Source organism: Streptomyces sp. NPDC048419, assembly GCF_043200415.1.
Classification (GTDB): domain Bacteria; phylum Actinomycetota; class Actinomycetes; order Streptomycetales; family Streptomycetaceae; genus Streptomyces.
This window is the reverse complement of record NZ_JBICXT010000014.1, coordinates 1-15,476: the sequence shown is the minus strand read 5'-3', so window position 1 is coordinate 15,476 and position 15,476 is coordinate 1. Positions and strand designations below refer to the sequence as shown.

Below are 15,476 nucleotides of genomic sequence, written 5' to 3'. Positions count from 1 at the left end.
GTGCGGCCTGGTGATGAAGAAGGTAGCCGGGTTCCGGAGCGGGCGCAACCATCTAGTTGGTTTTCTAGAACCATCCAGTTGGTTTCAGGCCTCTGGCCAGCAAAAAAGGAGCCCGGACGAATCCGAACTCCCTTGTCCCGCAGGCCGGAAGACCCCGCCCTCCAAGCCCTCCCCGGACAGACGGCCGCGAACCCGCAGCCTCAAACCGACGGTCCCAGGCCGGCAACCTCGAGCCGACGGCCGCAGACCCCAACCCCGAACTGACGACGCCAGGCCGACAGCCTCAGACCGACAGCCTCAGACCGACCCCTGCAGGACGTTGTCGATGATCGAGTGCCCGTGTGCGACGACGCTGGCCCGCAGCAGGGCCCACCCCGACTCGGTGTCGCCGTCCGGCCCGAGCATCAGCCGGCGCTGCTGCGGCACGATGAACGGCCAGGACGCCACGCCGATCAGGGCGATGAGTGCCCGGGCCGCCGCCGTGGGGTCGTCGATGCCGAGGGCGAGGCTGAGCGCGGCCGTCTTGTGGACGTAGTACGCCTCGCGCTCCTTCTCGTCCGGGATCGGCTTGTCCCGGTAGTGCAGCCCCTCCCAGGCCAGCAGCCGCACCAGGTCGGACTGGCGGTGGTAGTCGAAGACCTCGCCGACGTAGGAGCGCAGCCCCTCCTCCGTGGTGGGGATGGGAACGGCCGCGGACATGTGCGCGTAGACCTTGGTCATCACGGCGGCGAACAGGGCTTCCTTGTTGCCGAAGTAGGCATAGATCCGCTGCTTGTTGACGCCGGAGCGCTCCGCGATGCGGTCCACGCGCGCACCCGCGAGACCGTGCTCGGAGAACTCCACCTCGGCGGCCTCCAGAAGTTTGGCGCGGGTCTGCTGTCCCTTGGGTGTCTCAGCCATGGGACGAGCCTAGTCCACCGGGAAACCAACTGGATAGTTCTAAAAAACCAACTAGATGGTTGCGTTCGTGTCCGAGGTGCTCTACGTTCTTCACATCGGCCCCGCCACCCCGGACGAACCGGCGCGGAAGAGGCGGCAGGCCCCGTACGTCAGCTGTACCTGTTTCGACGCTCCTCCCGTCTGCGGCCGCCCGTCGGGCCCGGCCGCCCCACCAAGGAGAAACGCATGTCAGCCACGGCAACCCCCCGGACCCTGCTGCTCGTCGGTGACCGTTTTGTCGGATTCACTGCGCAGGAGGACGTGCTCACGGTCACGCAGTTCACCGACGAGATGCGCCTCGGGGTGTACTCCTGGGACACCCACCCGATCCAGGTCCGCGCCGGTCAGGGCGTCACCCGCCACGACTGGGAACTCGTCCGTGAGCAGGCCCTGCTCCTGGGCCTCGCCGAGCGGCTGGACTTCGCCTTCCGGGAGCCGGTGCCGGCCGGCCGCGGCGAGGCCCACAAACACCGAAGCTGCAACACCCTCATAGCCGACCTCAGGCGGGACGGCGAGGACCTGTTCTCCGCGACCCTGCGCGTCCACAACGACAACGAGCTGCTGATCGACCACCAGACCGGCGAGCACGTCCAGGGCATGGTCGCCGTCGAGGCCGCCCGGCAGATGTTCCTCGCGGTCAGCGAGCGCTACCACGCCTCGCGCCATCTCGACCGGTCGTACTACTACGTCATCGAGACGATGAACACCGACTTCGAGAACTTCCTCTTCCCGCTCGACGCCACGATCGTCTACCACACCCTCCGCGCCAAACTCGACGACCCGGGCCGGCTCTCCTTCGCCGCGGAGATCTCCCTGCACCAGGCGGGCCGCCGCGCCTCGATCACGACCGTGACCTACACGGCCTTCGACGCGCCGGTCATCGAGGCCAAGGAGCACCGCAGGGCGCGGTACGCCGTCGAGCACACGGTGCGCACCACGCAGCAGGCGGCCGCGGCGGCGGGGGCCGCGGCCACCGGACAGCCGGTGCTGGTCGGCGCCTGAGTCGGCGCCCGCCCAACTCCCCACGTACACACACCACTTGCGGAGCGACACACACCACCGGCAGAGCTCCGCCCACCACTTCACGCAGCGACACCCACATCCAAGGAGAACCGTCATGTCCGCTTCCGCCGCCCTCATCACCGCCACCGAGCTGTTCGCCAAGCCCGAGCAGATCGACGCCGTCGCCGATGCCTGGCAGCGCCACAACGAGGCGTCCGGCTTCGAGGGCCGCATCCTCTACCGCGGCCTGGAGAGCAACTCGGTCCTCGAACTCGCCCCGCTGGAAGGCTTCGAGCAGATGGAAAGGCTGCGGGCCGACTGGTGGAAGCTGTGGGAGGCCGTCGGCCCGCTGGGCGAGGGTGACTTCCGGCGCCAGTTCCTGCAGTTCGTCGAGGCGCCCAAGCCGGCCGCCGGCGCCCTGCCGGACACCCGGTACGTGCAGATGCGGCACGTCGAGGTCGTGCCGCGCGTCTACCGGCAGTACCGCGCCTGGCGCGAGGAGACCATCTTCGACGTCGTGCGCACCTCGGACGAGGTCAAGAGCTTCCAGGCCTTCCACTCGCTGGCCAGCACGGAGCCCGGCGTGATGTTCGTGTCCGGCTTCGACGCGGACCCGGCGACGTACATGGAGGCCTTCACCTCCCCGCGCTACCAGCAGATCGTCCGCGAGGCCGGCGACACCTACATCACCGGGGGCGACAACGGTCTGTACACCCGCATCTACGAGCGCGTCACCGCCGCCTGACCCTCGCCCCTCCCCCGGCGGCCGGCCGCGCGACCCCTCCAGCAAGGCGTCCCGCGGCCGGCCGTTCGCATACGGCCTTGACCACCGGCCCACCGGCCCACCGGCCCACTGGCCCCACCGGACGACCGGACTACCGGCGTCAGCCGGCTCAGCTGGCCTCCGTCGGCCATGCGCCCCACCGACCGGACCATGCGACCGACCGTCCCATGCGACCAACTATCCGACCGGCCGCCGTCCGACCGGCCTCCGACTCTGCCTCAACCGGCTTCGAACCGGCGAAGGAGCACCCGCCATGACCGTCTCATCCGTGGCCGCCGCACCCGTCGCGGCCGCCCCCACGACCCGGACCTACGACCTGAGCGTCACCACACAGGGCCCGCTGTACCCGCCGAGCGAGATCGTGGACGAGAACGGCGACTTCGTCGTCATCGGCCGCGTCAACCGCCCCGGCTCCGACGGCACCACCGTCTCCGCGTGGGGCGGTGCCGTGGTCTCCCCCGACAGCCCCCTGCCGCCGCTCGGCAGGAACCTGCCGTACGACATCGTCCGCGAGCTCGACCTCTCCGACCCCACCGGTCCGGACGCCCAGGTCCAGCTCTACACCCTGCCCCTCCCCCTGCCCTGCAACAACTACCCGATGCTCTTCGCCCCCGAGCAGCGCCCCGACGCGCACGACGTACGGCGCCCCAGCTACCCGCTGCACGGAGCGCCGATCCCGGACCTGCGCGAGGAGGACGGACCGAAGGTGCGCGAGCCGATCACGCTGGGCCAATGGGCCAAGGCCCGCGGCCAGTTGGAGGTCCATGTGCCGGCGCACCGGCGCAGCGGCGACTTCTCCTTCGCCTTCACCGGCCTGATCCCGGACAGCCTCTACACGGTCATGTCGCTGCGCGAGCACGACCTCGACCCGGCGGGCCCGACCCGCCCCGGTCCGCTCGGTGTACCGAACGCCTTCATCAGCGACAGCAACGGCATGGCCCACTACCGGGCGACGCTGCCCAACCCCTTCCCGGCGCCGGGCACCCCCGGCGCGAACCGGGTCATCAACGTGGTCGTGCTCTGGATGAGCTACCAGCAGAACTACGGAGGCGCCATCGGCCACTTCGGCCTCGGCGGCGACATCCACGCCCAACTGAAGCTGCAGGGACCGAGTTTCGGCGAGTTCATCACCACACCGGCCAACTGACCCGCCCCCTCGCACAGTTCGAACCCCTTGCACAGTTCGAACCCCTTTCACATCCGAAGGAGAGACCGAGCATGGACGACAACCCGATCGGCATCATCGCGACCGGCTCCTACCTGCCCGCCACCGTCGTCGACAACGACGAGGTCGGCGCGGCGGCGGGGGTCACCGCGGAGTGGATCGAACGCAAGACGGGCATACGACGACGACACCGCGCCGCGGCCCACGAGGCGACGTCGGATCTTGCGGCGCAGGCGGCCCGGCAGGCGCTCGCCCAGGCGGGCCTGGAGGCAGACCGGATCGCTTACGTCGTGGTCGCCACCTCCACCCCGGACCACCCCCAGCCGGCCACGGCGGCGATCGTGACCGATCTCATCGGGGCCCGCCGGGCCGCGGCCTTCGACGTCAACTCCGTGTGCAGCGGCTTCATGTTCGCGCTGACGGCGGCCGAACGCATGCTGCGCGCCGAACCGGCGAGCACGGGGCAGGGGCCGTACGCCCTGGTGATCGGCGCGGACGTCTACTCCCGCATCCTGGACCATGCGGATCGCAAGACGGCCATCCTGTTCGGGGACGGGGCGGGGGCGGTGGTGCTCGGACCGGTGCCGGCGGCCACCGGCGGCATCACCACCAGCCTGACCACGCGCGGCGACCAGCACCGGCTGATCAGCGTGCCGGCGGGCGGCAGCAGGCGGCCGGCGTCGGCGGACACGCTGGCGGAGGGCGCCCACTGGTTCACGATGGACGGGCGCGGGGTGCGCGGTTTCGTGCACGAGAACCTGCCCGGCGCGGTCCGCACGCTGCTGGCCAAGGCGGACGTACCGGCACGCGCGGTCCGCCACTTCGTGCCGCACCAGGCCAACGGCGTGATGCTGGCCGAGGTCTGGCCCGCGCTCGGCCTGGACTCTGCCCGTATGCATCTGGCCCTGGCCCTGCACGGCAACACGGGCGCCGCCTCCGTCCCGATCACCCTCGATCTGGCGCACCGCCGGGGCCTGTTCACGGAGGGCGACTTGACCGTCCTGTCCGCCTTCGGCGGTGGCATGTCGGTGGGCTCGGCCCTGCTGCGCTGGGCCCCGACCCGGCACGCCCGCCCGATGAGGATCCCCGCGCGGTCGACCGCCCCGACGGCACCACTGCCGGAGCCCGCACTGGCCGGTGCGAGGTAGCGCGGCGGTACGGCCACACCCCCGACGCACTCATGGCAAGCAGCGGAGCCAAGAACGAAGACCTTGAAGACCTTCGAGCCACAAGGAGAAAAGACGATGCCAACTCCGAAAGCAACGACGATGGCGACGCCGATGGCAACGTCGAAGCCGACGCAGCGACTGATACCGCGGCCGGCGCCGATCACGACGCCGGGGCCGTCCCTCCCCCGCCTCCATGTCCTGTCCAACGGCACCCTGGCCTCCGTCCACCACGACGGCAACTGGTACCTGCTGAGTACCGGACCGGAGCCGAAGAGGCCCGTACTGCGGCTGGCGGGAGACGCCGACGACGCCGGGCTGGAGCCGCACATCTGCCGGAGCATCGACTGAGCGCAGACGAGTTCGGGGACGGGGGCCCGAGCCCGACCGTCCCCGAACCGACCGTTCATCCCTCGGCCTTCGCCGACCGCCCCTCAGCCCAGCGGCAGGGCGCACTCCCCCGAGCATGCCTCGGAATGCTCGTCCCGGCCCATGGACCAGCAGGCGAGCGCGCATCCGGAGACGGCGGCCGCGACCGGCTCGGCCCGCCGGGCGAGATAGGCCTGTACGGCGGCAGCGTCACCGACGCCCCGGGGATGCCCGACGCAGTCGAGCATGGGGAAGTCGGAGGGATGGTCGCCGTAGGCGTAGCAGTCGCGCGGGTTGACGCCCGGGTGCTCGGCGAGCATGCGCAGCACCGCCGCACGCTTGCCCTCGCCGATCACGGGTTCGGGCACATCGCCGGTGTAGCGGCCGCCGGTCACGAGGGGCGAGGTGCACAGGACGTGCCGGGCGCCGACTCGTTCGGCGACCGGGTCGAGGCACGGCGCGAAGGATCCCGAGACGAGCACGACCTCGGCGCCGGCGGCACGGTGCCGGTCCAGTTCGGCGACGGTGGAGGCGATGAAGAACCCCGGGTCGGCCGCCGCGAGCGAGAACCACTCCCGCCCGAGCGCGGTCATCTCGGCCGCGCTCTCACCGGCGTAGGAGCGGTAGTAGGACCGGTTCACGTCCTCCCGGGGCGTCCCCTCGGCGGACTGCCGCCGCAACTCGCCCGCGATACGCCGGTACCGCTCCTCCCCCTCTTCCCCGTACCGTCGCACCAGCTGGAACCGCAGAAACTCGAACATGCTCTTGCAGTCGATCAACGTCTCGTCGACGTCGCAGAACACCAGATAAGCGGGCCGATGCCCACCGCCTGCCGGCGCGCCCGTGCCTATACCTGCCACCACCGTCATTCCGATGACCTCCCCCTTGGGGCCCGGCGCGACACCGGGCCATCAAAACATTCCTTCGAGAAGGTATCACTAAGGATCGGGCCGCGGGGAGGATTCGACAACGGCACGGCCACCCGCCCACTGACCTGCCCCCAAGCCCCCAACCCGACCAACCCCCCAGCCACCACAGCGCCAGCCGCTACACTGTGGTCGGTGGCACAGCCGCAGGTCAGCCCTGCCACCGCAACACTGCCGGAAACGCGCCTGAAGGCCCGCCCCACCGGGGCACCACTTTCAGACACACCTTCCGACAGAGCACCGCCTTCTCCGCCTTCGTAGCTCAGGGGATAGAGCACCGCTCTCCTAAAGCGGGTGTCGCAGGTTCGAATCCTGCCGGGGGCACCAGGTCAGAGGGGCCCCACCTACGAATTTTCGTAGGTGGGGCCCCTCTGACATCTACGGCTGACATCAACGGGCACGGTCACTCACGACCGGGGCGCCTCCTGAGCAGCCGGTCCATGTGGCTCATGGCCTCGCGCTGAGTGTCCTGGACGACGTGCGTGTAGACGTCCATGGTGATGCTGATCTGAGAGTGGCCGAGGATCTCCATCACGACGCGGGGCGCGACTCCGGCCGCCGTGAGGAGGGTGGCCGTTCCGTGGCGAGCGTCGTGCAGCCGGATGACGCGGAGGCCGGCGGACTCGGCGACGCGGGTGAAGGAGCGGTAGACGTTGCGCGGCTCGACCGGGCGGCCGGTACGGGTCGTGAAGACGTAGTCGGACTCACGCCACCCCTCCCCCGCCTTGGCACGGGCATCCGCCTGCTTCAAGCGGTGCCAGCGCAGGGGCGCGATGCAGAGAGCAGGCAGCGGGACGACACGTCGACGGCGGCTCTTCGGATCGTCGTCGTACAAGACGCCACGGCGGCGCTGAATCTGGTGTCGGACGTATAGGACACGGTTGTCGAGGTCGAGGTCAGCCCAGCGAAGGCCGATGATCTCTCCCCGGCGGAGGCCCATGGCGATGGCGAGGACGAAGGCCGCGTAGAGCGGGTCCTTGCGAGAGGCGGTCAGGAAGTCGAGCGTCTCGTCGAGGGTCCAGGGATTCAGCTCCTTGGTGTCGGTGCGGGGCGGCTCGACGAGTTTGGCGACGTTGCGGGCGATCATCTCTTCACGGCAGGCGGAGGACAGCGCCGAGCGCAGGATTCGGTGCGATTCCTTGGCGGTTGCCGCGGTGGTCTCCTTCTCCATACGAACGAGAAAGCGGCGGACGTCGGCGACGGCCAGGGATTCGAGCCGCTTAGCGCCGAGGTGGGGCACCAGGTAGAGGCGTACGTGCGCCTCGTACTTGTCGTACGTGCTCAGCTTCCGGCGGGGCTTGATGACGTTGTCCAGCCAGTACGGCAGCCATTCGGCGAGCTTGGCGGATCGAGTCGGTACGGGCACGCCCTGGTCGACCTTGTCGAGCAGCTCACGACGCTTGGCGTCGCACTCCGCCCAAGTCTTGCCGTAGGCGAACTTGCGGGCGCGAGTGCCGTCCGGCTGGAGCACGTAGACCGCGCACTGAAAGCGGCCGTCCTTGCGCTTGGTAATGGTGCCGGCGCCATTGGGATTCTTCTTGCGCTGCTTGGCCATCAGGCAGCCGCCTCCAGTTCGTTGGTGATGTAGTCGCGCAGGGCCCGCGCAGGAATGCGTCGGCAGCGGCCGATCGTGATGGAAGGAAGCCGACGGGAGCGGATCAGGTCATAGACCGTCGATCGGCCGAGCTTCAGACGAGTCATGACGTCTGCCACGGTCAGCAGCTCTTCGTCATGCATGGGTTGGCTCTCCTTCCGTTCCGAGGGCAGGTTCGAGGGACGCGGCAAGCCAGGCTTCGGCGGAGGACAGGCCGGTTCCGGCGAAGACCCAGTGCGCGAGGATGAGCGTTGTTTCAGGGGTCGTTTCGGTTGCGGCAGCGGCTTGAGCGCGCCGCCATTCAGCGCGGGCGTTGCGGAGGGCGCCGAGGGTGGTGGAGTAGCGGCGGGACTTGGTGGAGAAGTGGCCGCGGAAGCCGAGCATGTGGGCCCAGGCGCGTAGGCGGAGGTGTTCAAGGGACTTGCGGGCGCCGAGGGTCCACGCGGTTCGGACAAGGCGGCGGGCGTGGTCGCTGATGTCGAGCTGGGCGAGTTCGGCGACGAACTTCAGGGGGCGGTCGAGAGCTCCCGTCGCCGTTTCAGCGCCCTTGGTGGCGTACTTCGCGATGTACGCGGCTACCGCGCGCTCGGTCAGCTCCTGGCCGTCGTTGAAGTCGGCGGATCGGATGGTGCGGACGTCGAGTTGGCGGCCGAAGGTGAAGGTGTGGGTGCGGTCGTCGATGACCGGACCGTCCACGCGGACCTTGGCGGTGGCGGTGCGGATGGCGTCGGTCAGCAGCTCGGCGGTTGCCCAGGGCGGAGGCGGGGTGTCTCCGCCGGTCGGGCCGTCGATGCGGATGACCGCGTGGAAGTGGACGGCGCCGCGCTTCTGGTACTCGGCGACCTTGGCGAAGGACACCCGGGCGTACTCGCGTAACCGGCGCTGCGACAGTCCCGCCCGCTTGGCGACCTCGCGGCGCAGCGAGATGGAGAAGCGTCGCCACAGCGCACCGGCGTGCGCGTTCCAGAGCACGGCTGCTTCGTAGTCGTAGGTGTCCGGGTTGAGCGGGGCGCCGAGTGCTTCGTCGTCCTGGTCGTGCAGGGTGCCGCAGCGGCACGGGCGGATGGTCCCGGCCGGACCGGTGGGGCGGTTGTGGACCGGGCCGAAGCTCGGGGCGGTGAAGGTGGCGAAGACGCGCGGGTGGGCTGCGACGTGTTCCGGGGTGCCTTTGCCGCCACGTAGACCCGAGGTGATCAGGTGGAAGGTGTCGCGGCGGTACACCTCGGCGCAGGCCGCGCAGCGGGTGGTGCGGCGGTTGTTGCAGCGGACGAGGAGTTGGCCGGCCGGGAGGCTGGTCGAGTCGAGGTGGTGGAGGACGGCGCCGATCTCGCCGGTCGTGGTATCGACTCCGTACTCGGTGCGGTGGCCGTCGAGGCGGATCGGATGCGTGCAGCCGCCGAGGCAGGAGAGCTGGCGGAGGATACCCGGGAGCGTGCCCTGTGCGGCCAGGTTCGCGACTTCCGGGAGAGGGGCCGGAGTTGTGCGGGTGAAGATGGCGTTCTCCTTCTGACTGGCTCGGTCGGTAGGAACAGGCCCCGGGGCGGCGATGCTTGGTCATGTGGCGTCGCCCCGGTGGCCAGAAGTCCGGTCAGCGCCGGTGGTGTTCGCGAAGCAGGGAGCGCAGGACGACGGCGGCGACTGCTACCGAGATGGCCGTGACGGCGACGGCGGCCAGGAGCGCGGTGAGGACGACTCCGCCGACGACCAGGGCAACTACGGCGTTGCGGTCGATGGAGACCGACGGGAGCGGGCGCTGTACGGGCGCCGGGTCGGTCGGCGTGTGGGTGTGCGCGGGCGGCGGCGTAGGGCTGTCGGGGTACTTGGGCAGGAACACGGCGAACCCTTCCTCATCTACTCGTCTAGTTATGTGAGCCGTTTATGACGTCCACGCCGGAGCGCGTGCCGGACTCGATGGCGGGCGCCATGAAGGTGTGGGAGAGCCAAAAGCCGAAGAGGGCGATCAGGACGACGACCCAGGTACGGACGCCGAGGAACTTGACCGCTCCCCAGGCGAAGAAGCCGAGGACGAACACGAGCGGGAGGCTGACGGTCACGGGGTTCAGGTCCTCTCAGCGGACGGGGCAGCGGTGGGTGCGGGCGGCCAGTTCGGCGGCGGCGCGGCTGTCGTAGTCGGCGGAGAAGCCGCAACGTGGAGCGGTGCAGGCGGCGGTGTGCTTCTCCTGGCCCCGGCCGTCGTACGAGGTGCCGACCTGGACGGGGCCGATACGGGTGACGCTGCGGAAGCGGCGGTTGGCGCTCATGGTCAGTCCTCCTGCCGCAGGCTCGGGCCGGGGAACTCGTGCAGGATGCGACGAGCTTCGGCCGGGTCCGAGACTCGGTCGGCGGCCTCTTCGGCAAGGAGCCGAGCCAGCGCCGGGCGGCCCGTAGCGGCCATCTGTCGAGCCGCTTCGATGTAGTCGGCGGCGGTGTTGAAGCAGAACAGCGGCATGGTTCCTCCTGATCAGGCGATCTGGGCGGCGATGGCGTCGGCCATGGGGGCCGGAACGCCGAGGCGGGCGCGGAGGGTTGGGGTATCGATCGGCGTGCCGGTGCGGGTGTGGTGTTCGGCGGCGACCTTGCGGGCGTGTTCGACCAGGGCGGCCGGGACCGAGACGGTGGGTCGCTCGGGTGATGCCTCGATGGCCGGTTGGGTGGGTGACTCAGGGGCGAGTTCGGGCTCGTCCTCCTGGCCCTCGTCTACGGCGAATTCGATGTCCTCGTCGTCTGGCTCCACCGCTGGGGCGGAGTGGGCGAGCAGCGTGCCGCCGAGGAAGGCGACCGCGGGCCAGCCCGCGACGAGGATGCGCAGCCAGGCCGGCACCTGGTGCATGTCGAGCAGTCCGGCGGTGGCGACGTTGGCGCCAAGTGATGCCGTGAGGGCGATGACGAACCAGCACCAGGAAGACGCTTTGCCGCCCCCGGAGCGCAGTCGACGCCAGGCGGCGACGAGCAGCAGGTCGACCGAGACGGGGTAGGCCCATGCTTTCCAACCGTCCTGTCCGGCCGCCGAGGCGACGTCGTGCAGGTGGGCGAAGGACAGTGCCGCGGCGATCACAGCTTGGACGAGCACGGCATCGACGCGGGCGAGGTAGGCGCGCACGACCGTCCCTATCGGTTGTGGTGGGCGGGTGGGATCGTGCGGGGGCCGAGGATGGCCAGCAACTCGGCGCGTTCGGCCTCACTGGTGGCGTCCTGATAGAGGCGCCGAGCGTCGGCCACAGCGGTGAGGTAGTCACCGGCCTGCACCGCCGATGCGATGCGATCGACGACCTTGCGTGCTTCCTCGCGCATGGACGGACCTCCTTTCCGGATTTCAGGCATGGGAGGGGTAAGGAGTTGGCGCGACGCGGTCACGCCAACCGGGTGGAGCGGTGGATCAGTCGGTCACCGGGCGCGGCTTCACGAGAGGGACCGGGGCCTCGACAGGCCGTACGGGCACCTCGGGCCGGAAGGGCTTGAGCGCGGCCAGTTCGGGGACCAGGTGCGCGGAGTCGCGGCAGATCTCGGCGGCGTCGCCGAGGGAGAGGTACGGGGTGCGGATGCGGGACCAGCCGCCGGAGGTGTCACCGGCGACGGCGAGGCCGGGACGTTCGGGAGCGATGCCGCAGGCAGCCATGACGGCTTCCGGGGCGATGTCGCCGAGCGCCATTTTTGCGGAGGCTTCGTCGTTGACGCGGTGGCAGACACGGCCGGTGAGCTGGGCCCGGAGCATGGTCGCGCCCTTTCCCAGTTCGGCGCCGAAGCGCTGTCCGCAGACTTCCAGGTAGATGCCGGCGGCGCGGCCGAGCTGGGCGAGACGGATGAGCTGGGTGACCATCTCGTCCCGCCGTTCCTCGTCCTTCTTCGTGGCGACGAGGAAGAGTTCAGCGACCTCGTCCACGAACAGCACGATCGGCGTGGGGCGTTCGCGCTCGGGCAGGCCCCAGATGTCGGAGGTGATCTCCTCGTCGGGAGTGCTCGGGGCGATGCCCTGCCGGGCCTTGATCAGGTCGTATCGGTCCTCCATTTCCTGGACGAGCGCGGGCAGCAGCTCGGCCGCCTGCTCCGGGTCGGTGGCGAGCGCGGAGAGTCGGGCCGCGAACGGCGCCAGTTCCACGCCTCGCTTGCAGTCGATGCCGACCAGGGCGACCGGCTGCCTGGCCAGCCCCGTGATCAGGTGGCGTAGGTACATGGACTTGCCGGACAGCGTGGCGCCAAGGGTGAGTTGGTGCGGGATGGTGCGGTAGTCGCGTACGAAGGGCGTGGCGTCCTCGCGCAGCGCGACCGGGATGCGCAGGTACCCGCCGCCGACCTTGCGGGGCATCCGAACGCGCCGCAGGACGTCGAAGCCGATGAGCCGCAGTTCGACGACACCGGGCTTGACGGTGGAGACGTAGACGGCGTGGACGCCCCAGGCGTGCCGGAGCCGTTCAGCCGACGCGGCGACGTCGGCGGGTTCCTGCCCGGGGGCTAGCCGGAGACGAATCCGCAGACCGGTCGAGGTGGGCCGGATGAGCCCCCGACGCGGCGGTACGGGCCGGACCTCTCGTTGAGTTGTGGCCTTGACCGCGAGGACCCGCAGCCGGGAAGGCGCCACGGTCAGCCCGCACGCCTCCATGACCGAGCCGTACGAGCCGAGCAGCCGGGCCGTGGATATCGGCAGGCCGACCGTGGACCAGTACACCCCCGGGTGCTTGGCCCGGGCGTAGGTGGCCCCACCGCCGAGTGCGGCGACAGGACCACCCACCTCCAGGAGCGTTGCCAGGTCGGACATCAGGCAGCGTCCTCGGCGGACGCCTCGGTGACCACCGGGAAGGCGGCCGGGGTGACGGCGGCGGCGCGGAAGGCGATCCCGTGCCGCTTCTGCCCGTTGAAGACGCTCTCCCACGGTCGGGCGACCAGCCCCGGCAGCGAGACCGGCGACCCCAGCGCCAGCCCCTCGGAGACGCCGGTCTCAGGGATGGTGACCTTGAACAGCGACGACTCGCCGTCCTCGATGTGGACGACGCCGATCGTCATCAGCGCTTCCCCGGTGACGGCGTCCTTGGCGATCTCGCCCGTCTGCCGGTCGCGGACCTTCTTCTCGGGAGCCTCGGTCAGCAGGATCGTCGCGGCCGAGGTCTCAACGCGGATGGTACGCAAGGGAGTTCCCCTATCTACTCGTCTATACATGTAGCGCCCTGCGAACCCGATCCGGGGACGCGAGAACCACTGTGCCACTCAACTTGCCCACTCGTCTATACGAGTAAGCGTGTTGGAGTGTACGAGTCCAGGAATCGCCCCCGCGCACCACCGCAAACCATGACGAGTCAGGTCGCCGGGAGCTGATACGACAGCACGTATGCGTCAGCGGCCATCACCGTGTCGCAGACCTCGACGGCTCGCCCCTCGCCGTCGAAGGCGGTGCGGATGAGGTGGATGACCGGCACGCCGGCGGCCAGCCGCAGGGTCTTCACCTCGGCGGGCGAGGGCATCCGGGCGCGGATCTCCTCCTCGAAGTGGTCGAGGCGGTGGCCGAGTTCTTCGAGGCGGGCGTAGATGCCGCCGGGCCCGGGGTTGGGTTCGGCGATCTGCGTACCGCGCGCGATGTCGAGCGGCAGGAAGGACGTGGCGAACTCGACCGGCCGACCATCCAGCAGATACCGCCGCCGACGAGCCAGCACACGCCGCACGGACCCGAGCCGGGCGGAGACGTCCGGACTGGCCTTCTCCTCCTTGACCTCCAGCGAATCGACCTGCGGGTGACTACCGGCGGCGTCGGCCTCCACGATGAAGGCGGACTTGCCCTGTTCCCGGTGCCGTCGCGCGAACCGGTCGGAGGCGAGCCGCCGTACGGGTGGCCGGGGCCGGACGTAGACGCCCTTGCCGTGCTCGGCGTGCACGAGTCCTTCCCCCTGAAGGATGGAGAAGGAGTTTCGCACCGTCATACGGGATACCCCGTAATGATCGACAAGGTCAGCTTCCGAGGGCAGCTTGTCGCCCTCACGAAATCGCCCACGGTCGATGGCCTCGCGCAGCTGGTCGGCGATCTGCCGGAAGACCGCACGATCACTCGTGGGGTCCAGGTCGCCGAGGAGGCCGGAAGGAAGAGGGCTCACGTGTACTCCTTTAGGTATCTAGACGTGTGGGCGAGTCTTGTTGCTACGGTGGAGAGCCTAGCCAGCCGAGAGGGCCGAGGAACGTGAGCACCGACCGTCCGCACTCCGTGAGCGTTGCCGGAGTGATCGTTGACGCCCAGGGCCGGGCCCTTCTGATCCAGCGCCGCGACAACGGCAAGTGGGAACCCCCGGGCGGAGTCCTCGAACGTGAGGAGACCATCCCCGAGGCCCTCCAGCGCGAAGTCCTCGAAGAGACCGGCATCAAGATCGCACTTCCCGCGACCCTGACCGGCGTCTACAAGAACATGTCGGGCCTGATCGTCTCGCTGGTCTTCCGCTGTGAAGCCGCAGACGGCGTGCCCACCACTGGCGACGAGACCCGCGCCCTGCGCTGGGCCACCCGCGAAGAAGTCTCCGAACTCTCCGACGAGGCATACGCGATCCGCGTCCTGGACGCACTCGACGCGACGACCCCGCCGGCCATCCGCGCCCACGACGGCGTGAAACTCGTCTAGCCCGAACCCGCTGCACATGGCGGCCTACCAGCACGAAGGAACTTGTATGCACGAGTATACGAGTACAGCCCGGGTCTGGGGCCTGTCTTGCCCAGGATTTCCGGAAGAGGTCAGCCGGGCCCGCCGCTGGACCCGCGACATCCTGCGCGGCTCGCCCCTGGCCGAGGACGCCGAACTGATCGTGAGCGAGCTCAGCGCGAACGCGATCCTTCACACCGCCAGCGGACGGGACTCGGGCAGCTTCCACCTGGCCCTGGCAGTCTCCGCACAGGTCATCGCCCTGTCAGTGACGGACGGCGGAGGCGCCTGCACAGCGCCCAAGGCCGAGCACCAGGACCAGAACGCCGAGCACGGCCGGGGTCTGGGCATGGTCAGCGCCATCGCCCATCGGGTGGTGGTCCACAAAAGCGACGGCGGCCACACGGTCACGGCGGAGCTCTTCACCGACACGCGCACCGGAGGTCACCCGTGCTGAACACCGAGACTCGCCGTGGCTACTGGTGCGAGTGCTGGACCCAGGAGCTCCCAGAACAGGGGAGGCCCGCGCTCCGGGCTTCCTTCGACGCCTACTCGGCTCCTCAGGCAGACCGATGGGTCGCAGTCGCACTCCGCACGATCTCACCGGCACTGGACCCCGCGGCCTCCGACGAAGCGTGGGTCTGGCTGTACCAGGGCCGCATCGAAACCCGACAGGCACTCTTACGAGGGCAGCCCTGCGAAGTCTCAGTGACCCACGGCAGCACCACCATCACGTGGACCATCCGGCCAGTGGCCTTCCTACCGCTCGCACACCGGCAGGGCACCGAACTCCCCGCCTGCGTAGATGACTTCAAGCCCCACAAGACCGTGTCGAGTCTCAGTTGATGCTTGACAGGATGGCGTCGGGTGATGCTTGACGTCTGACCTAGACATCGTGGCTTACTGGCTGCCATGGCGGAC

22 protein-coding genes and 1 tRNA gene are annotated in these 15,476 nt (G+C 69.5%); 9 read left to right on the top strand and 14 right to left on the bottom strand.

The genetic code is table 11. From position 1 onward, the window contains the following. Positions 1-297 precede the first annotated feature (297 nt). Positions 298-900, bottom strand: a complete 603-nt coding sequence (locus ACGFYN_RS27030; protein ID WP_393868458.1) for a TetR family transcriptional regulator — start codon at positions 898-900, stop codon at positions 298-300. 225 nt (positions 901-1,125) lie between these two features. Between ACGFYN_RS27030 and ACGFYN_RS27025 the strand changes: the two genes are divergently transcribed. The 5 genes from ACGFYN_RS27025 to ACGFYN_RS27005 all read left to right on the top strand — a co-directional run bounded on the left by ACGFYN_RS27025 (position 1,126) and on the right by ACGFYN_RS27005 (position 5,407). Further along, complete coding sequence (locus tag ACGFYN_RS27025) at positions 1,126-1,941, top strand: AfsA-related hotdog domain-containing protein (protein WP_393868457.1); 816 nt, start codon at positions 1,126-1,128, stop codon at positions 1,939-1,941. Between the two features lie 115 nt (positions 1,942-2,056). Next, the gene (locus ACGFYN_RS27020; protein WP_393868456.1) at positions 2,057-2,686 is read left to right on the top strand and encodes a hypothetical protein; all 630 of its coding nucleotides are present in this window, start codon (positions 2,057-2,059) and stop codon (positions 2,684-2,686) included. 292 nt (positions 2,687-2,978) lie between these two features. Beyond that, entirely contained in the window at positions 2,979-3,872 is an 894-nt protein-coding gene (locus ACGFYN_RS27015) for a hypothetical protein (RefSeq protein WP_393868455.1), read from the top strand. A 71-nt stretch (positions 3,873-3,943) separates the two neighbouring features. After that, positions 3,944-5,038, top strand: a complete 1,095-nt coding sequence (locus ACGFYN_RS27010; protein ID WP_393868454.1) for a 3-oxoacyl-ACP synthase III family protein — start codon at positions 3,944-3,946, stop codon at positions 5,036-5,038. A gap of 96 nt (positions 5,039-5,134) precedes the next feature. Then, positions 5,135-5,407 carry a hypothetical protein gene (locus tag ACGFYN_RS27005; protein WP_393868453.1) on the top strand — a complete coding sequence of 91 codons (273 nt, stop codon included), beginning with the start codon at positions 5,135-5,137 and terminating at the stop codon, positions 5,405-5,407. 83 nt (positions 5,408-5,490) lie between these two features. Here ACGFYN_RS27005 and ACGFYN_RS27000 read toward each other — a convergent pair whose 3' ends face one another. Next, positions 5,491-6,294 carry an HAD family hydrolase gene (locus ACGFYN_RS27000; protein WP_393868452.1) on the bottom strand — a complete coding sequence of 268 codons (804 nt, stop codon included), beginning with the start codon at positions 6,292-6,294 and terminating at the stop codon, positions 5,491-5,493. A 308-nt stretch (positions 6,295-6,602) separates the two neighbouring features. Here ACGFYN_RS27000 and ACGFYN_RS26995 point away from each other — a divergent pair. Continuing rightward, a tRNA-Arg gene (locus tag ACGFYN_RS26995) sits at positions 6,603-6,678 on the top strand. 76 nt (positions 6,679-6,754) lie between these two features. Here the strand turns inward: ACGFYN_RS26995 and ACGFYN_RS26990 are convergent. From ACGFYN_RS26990 to ACGFYN_RS26935, 12 genes are all read right to left on the bottom strand, one after another. Continuing rightward, the gene (locus ACGFYN_RS26990) at positions 6,755-7,906 is read right to left on the bottom strand and encodes a tyrosine-type recombinase/integrase (protein ID WP_393868451.1); all 1,152 of its coding nucleotides are present in this window, start codon (positions 7,904-7,906) and stop codon (positions 6,755-6,757) included. Then, positions 7,906-8,088: a helix-turn-helix domain-containing protein gene (locus ACGFYN_RS26985; protein WP_242709940.1), complete on the bottom strand. Its 183-nt coding sequence runs from the start codon at positions 8,086-8,088 to the stop codon at positions 7,906-7,908. Before ACGFYN_RS26985 ends, ACGFYN_RS26990 begins: the two co-directional genes overlap by 1 nt. Further along, positions 8,081-9,394: a replication initiator gene (locus ACGFYN_RS26980; RefSeq protein WP_393868655.1), complete on the bottom strand. Its 1,314-nt coding sequence runs from the start codon at positions 9,392-9,394 to the stop codon at positions 8,081-8,083. The genes ACGFYN_RS26985 and ACGFYN_RS26980 overlap by 8 nt, the downstream gene beginning before the upstream one ends. Positions 9,395-9,533: 139 nt before the next feature. Further along, the gene (locus tag ACGFYN_RS26975; protein ID WP_393868450.1) at positions 9,534-9,779 is read right to left on the bottom strand and encodes a SpdD protein; all 246 of its coding nucleotides are present in this window, start codon (positions 9,777-9,779) and stop codon (positions 9,534-9,536) included. Between the two features lie 25 nt (positions 9,780-9,804). Then, entirely contained in the window at positions 9,805-9,999 is a 195-nt protein-coding gene (locus ACGFYN_RS26970) for a hypothetical protein (protein ID WP_389294896.1), read from the bottom strand. A gap of 15 nt (positions 10,000-10,014) precedes the next feature. Beyond that, positions 10,015-10,206 (bottom strand): mobile element transfer protein, encoded by a 192-nt coding sequence (locus ACGFYN_RS26965; protein ID WP_270890853.1) that lies wholly within the window; start codon positions 10,204-10,206, stop codon positions 10,015-10,017. A gap of 2 nt (positions 10,207-10,208) precedes the next feature. Then, on the bottom strand, positions 10,209-10,394 hold the full coding sequence (locus tag ACGFYN_RS26960) for a hypothetical protein (RefSeq protein WP_393868449.1): 186 nt from the start codon (positions 10,392-10,394) through the stop codon (positions 10,209-10,211). A gap of 12 nt (positions 10,395-10,406) precedes the next feature. Further along, positions 10,407-11,045, bottom strand: a complete 639-nt coding sequence (locus ACGFYN_RS26955) for a DUF2637 domain-containing protein (RefSeq protein WP_393868448.1) — start codon at positions 11,043-11,045, stop codon at positions 10,407-10,409. A gap of 8 nt (positions 11,046-11,053) precedes the next feature. Continuing rightward, positions 11,054-11,236: a hypothetical protein gene (locus ACGFYN_RS26950; protein ID WP_393868447.1), complete on the bottom strand. Its 183-nt coding sequence runs from the start codon at positions 11,234-11,236 to the stop codon at positions 11,054-11,056. 85 nt (positions 11,237-11,321) lie between these two features. Beyond that, a complete protein-coding gene (locus ACGFYN_RS26945; protein ID WP_393868446.1) occupies positions 11,322-12,698 on the bottom strand; it encodes an FtsK/SpoIIIE domain-containing protein in 1,377 nt (458 codons plus the stop codon). Further along, positions 12,698-13,066 (bottom strand): hypothetical protein, encoded by a 369-nt coding sequence (locus tag ACGFYN_RS26940; protein WP_393868445.1) that lies wholly within the window; start codon positions 13,064-13,066, stop codon positions 12,698-12,700. Before ACGFYN_RS26940 ends, ACGFYN_RS26945 begins: the two co-directional genes overlap by 1 nt. 167 nt (positions 13,067-13,233) lie before the next feature. Continuing rightward, the gene (locus ACGFYN_RS26935; protein ID WP_363184609.1) at positions 13,234-14,022 is read right to left on the bottom strand and encodes a GntR family transcriptional regulator; all 789 of its coding nucleotides are present in this window, start codon (positions 14,020-14,022) and stop codon (positions 13,234-13,236) included. 107 nt (positions 14,023-14,129) lie between these two features. Here ACGFYN_RS26935 and ACGFYN_RS26930 point away from each other — a divergent pair, with 107 nt between their 5' ends. The 3 genes from ACGFYN_RS26930 to ACGFYN_RS26920 are packed head-to-tail and all read left to right on the top strand — an operon-like array spanning position 14,130 to position 15,401. Beyond that, a complete protein-coding gene (locus ACGFYN_RS26930; RefSeq protein ID WP_393868654.1) occupies positions 14,130-14,537 on the top strand; it encodes an NUDIX hydrolase in 408 nt (135 codons plus the stop codon). 46 nt (positions 14,538-14,583) lie between these two features. Then, positions 14,584-15,012 (top strand): ATP-binding protein, encoded by a 429-nt coding sequence (locus ACGFYN_RS26925; protein WP_393868444.1) that lies wholly within the window; start codon positions 14,584-14,586, stop codon positions 15,010-15,012. Then, on the top strand, positions 15,009-15,401 hold the full coding sequence (locus ACGFYN_RS26920; RefSeq protein WP_393868653.1) for a hypothetical protein: 393 nt from the start codon (positions 15,009-15,011) through the stop codon (positions 15,399-15,401). Before ACGFYN_RS26925 ends, ACGFYN_RS26920 begins: the two co-directional genes overlap by 4 nt. The last annotated feature ends 75 nt before the right edge of the window (positions 15,402-15,476 follow it).

Coding starts and splice junctions, on each gene's coding strand:
- ACGFYN_RS27030 (WP_393868458.1), bottom strand. CDS start 900: ATGGCTGAGACACCCAAGGGACAGCAGACCCGCGCCAAACTTCTGGAG.
- ACGFYN_RS27025 (WP_393868457.1), top strand. CDS start 1,126: ATGTCAGCCACGGCAACCCCCCGGACCCTGCTGCTCGTCGGTGACCGT.
- ACGFYN_RS27020 (WP_393868456.1), top strand. CDS start 2,057: ATGTCCGCTTCCGCCGCCCTCATCACCGCCACCGAGCTGTTCGCCAAG.
- ACGFYN_RS27015 (WP_393868455.1), top strand. CDS start 2,979: ATGACCGTCTCATCCGTGGCCGCCGCACCCGTCGCGGCCGCCCCCACG.
- ACGFYN_RS27010 (WP_393868454.1), top strand. CDS start 3,944: ATGGACGACAACCCGATCGGCATCATCGCGACCGGCTCCTACCTGCCC.
- ACGFYN_RS27005 (WP_393868453.1), top strand. CDS start 5,135: ATGCCAACTCCGAAAGCAACGACGATGGCGACGCCGATGGCAACGTCG.
- ACGFYN_RS27000 (WP_393868452.1), bottom strand. CDS start 6,294: ATGACGGTGGTGGCAGGTATAGGCACGGGCGCGCCGGCAGGCGGTGGG.
- ACGFYN_RS26990 (WP_393868451.1), bottom strand. CDS start 7,906: ATGGCCAAGCAGCGCAAGAAGAATCCCAATGGCGCCGGCACCATTACC.
- ACGFYN_RS26985 (WP_242709940.1), bottom strand. CDS start 8,088: ATGCATGACGAAGAGCTGCTGACCGTGGCAGACGTCATGACTCGTCTG.
- ACGFYN_RS26965 (WP_270890853.1), bottom strand. CDS start 10,206: ATGAGCGCCAACCGCCGCTTCCGCAGCGTCACCCGTATCGGCCCCGTC.
- ACGFYN_RS26960 (WP_393868449.1), bottom strand. CDS start 10,394: ATGCCGCTGTTCTGCTTCAACACCGCCGCCGACTACATCGAAGCGGCT.
- ACGFYN_RS26950 (WP_393868447.1), bottom strand. CDS start 11,236: ATGCGCGAGGAAGCACGCAAGGTCGTCGATCGCATCGCATCGGCGGTG.
- ACGFYN_RS26945 (WP_393868446.1), bottom strand. CDS start 12,698: ATGTCCGACCTGGCAACGCTCCTGGAGGTGGGTGGTCCTGTCGCCGCA.
- ACGFYN_RS26925 (WP_393868444.1), top strand. CDS start 14,584: ATGCACGAGTATACGAGTACAGCCCGGGTCTGGGGCCTGTCTTGCCCA.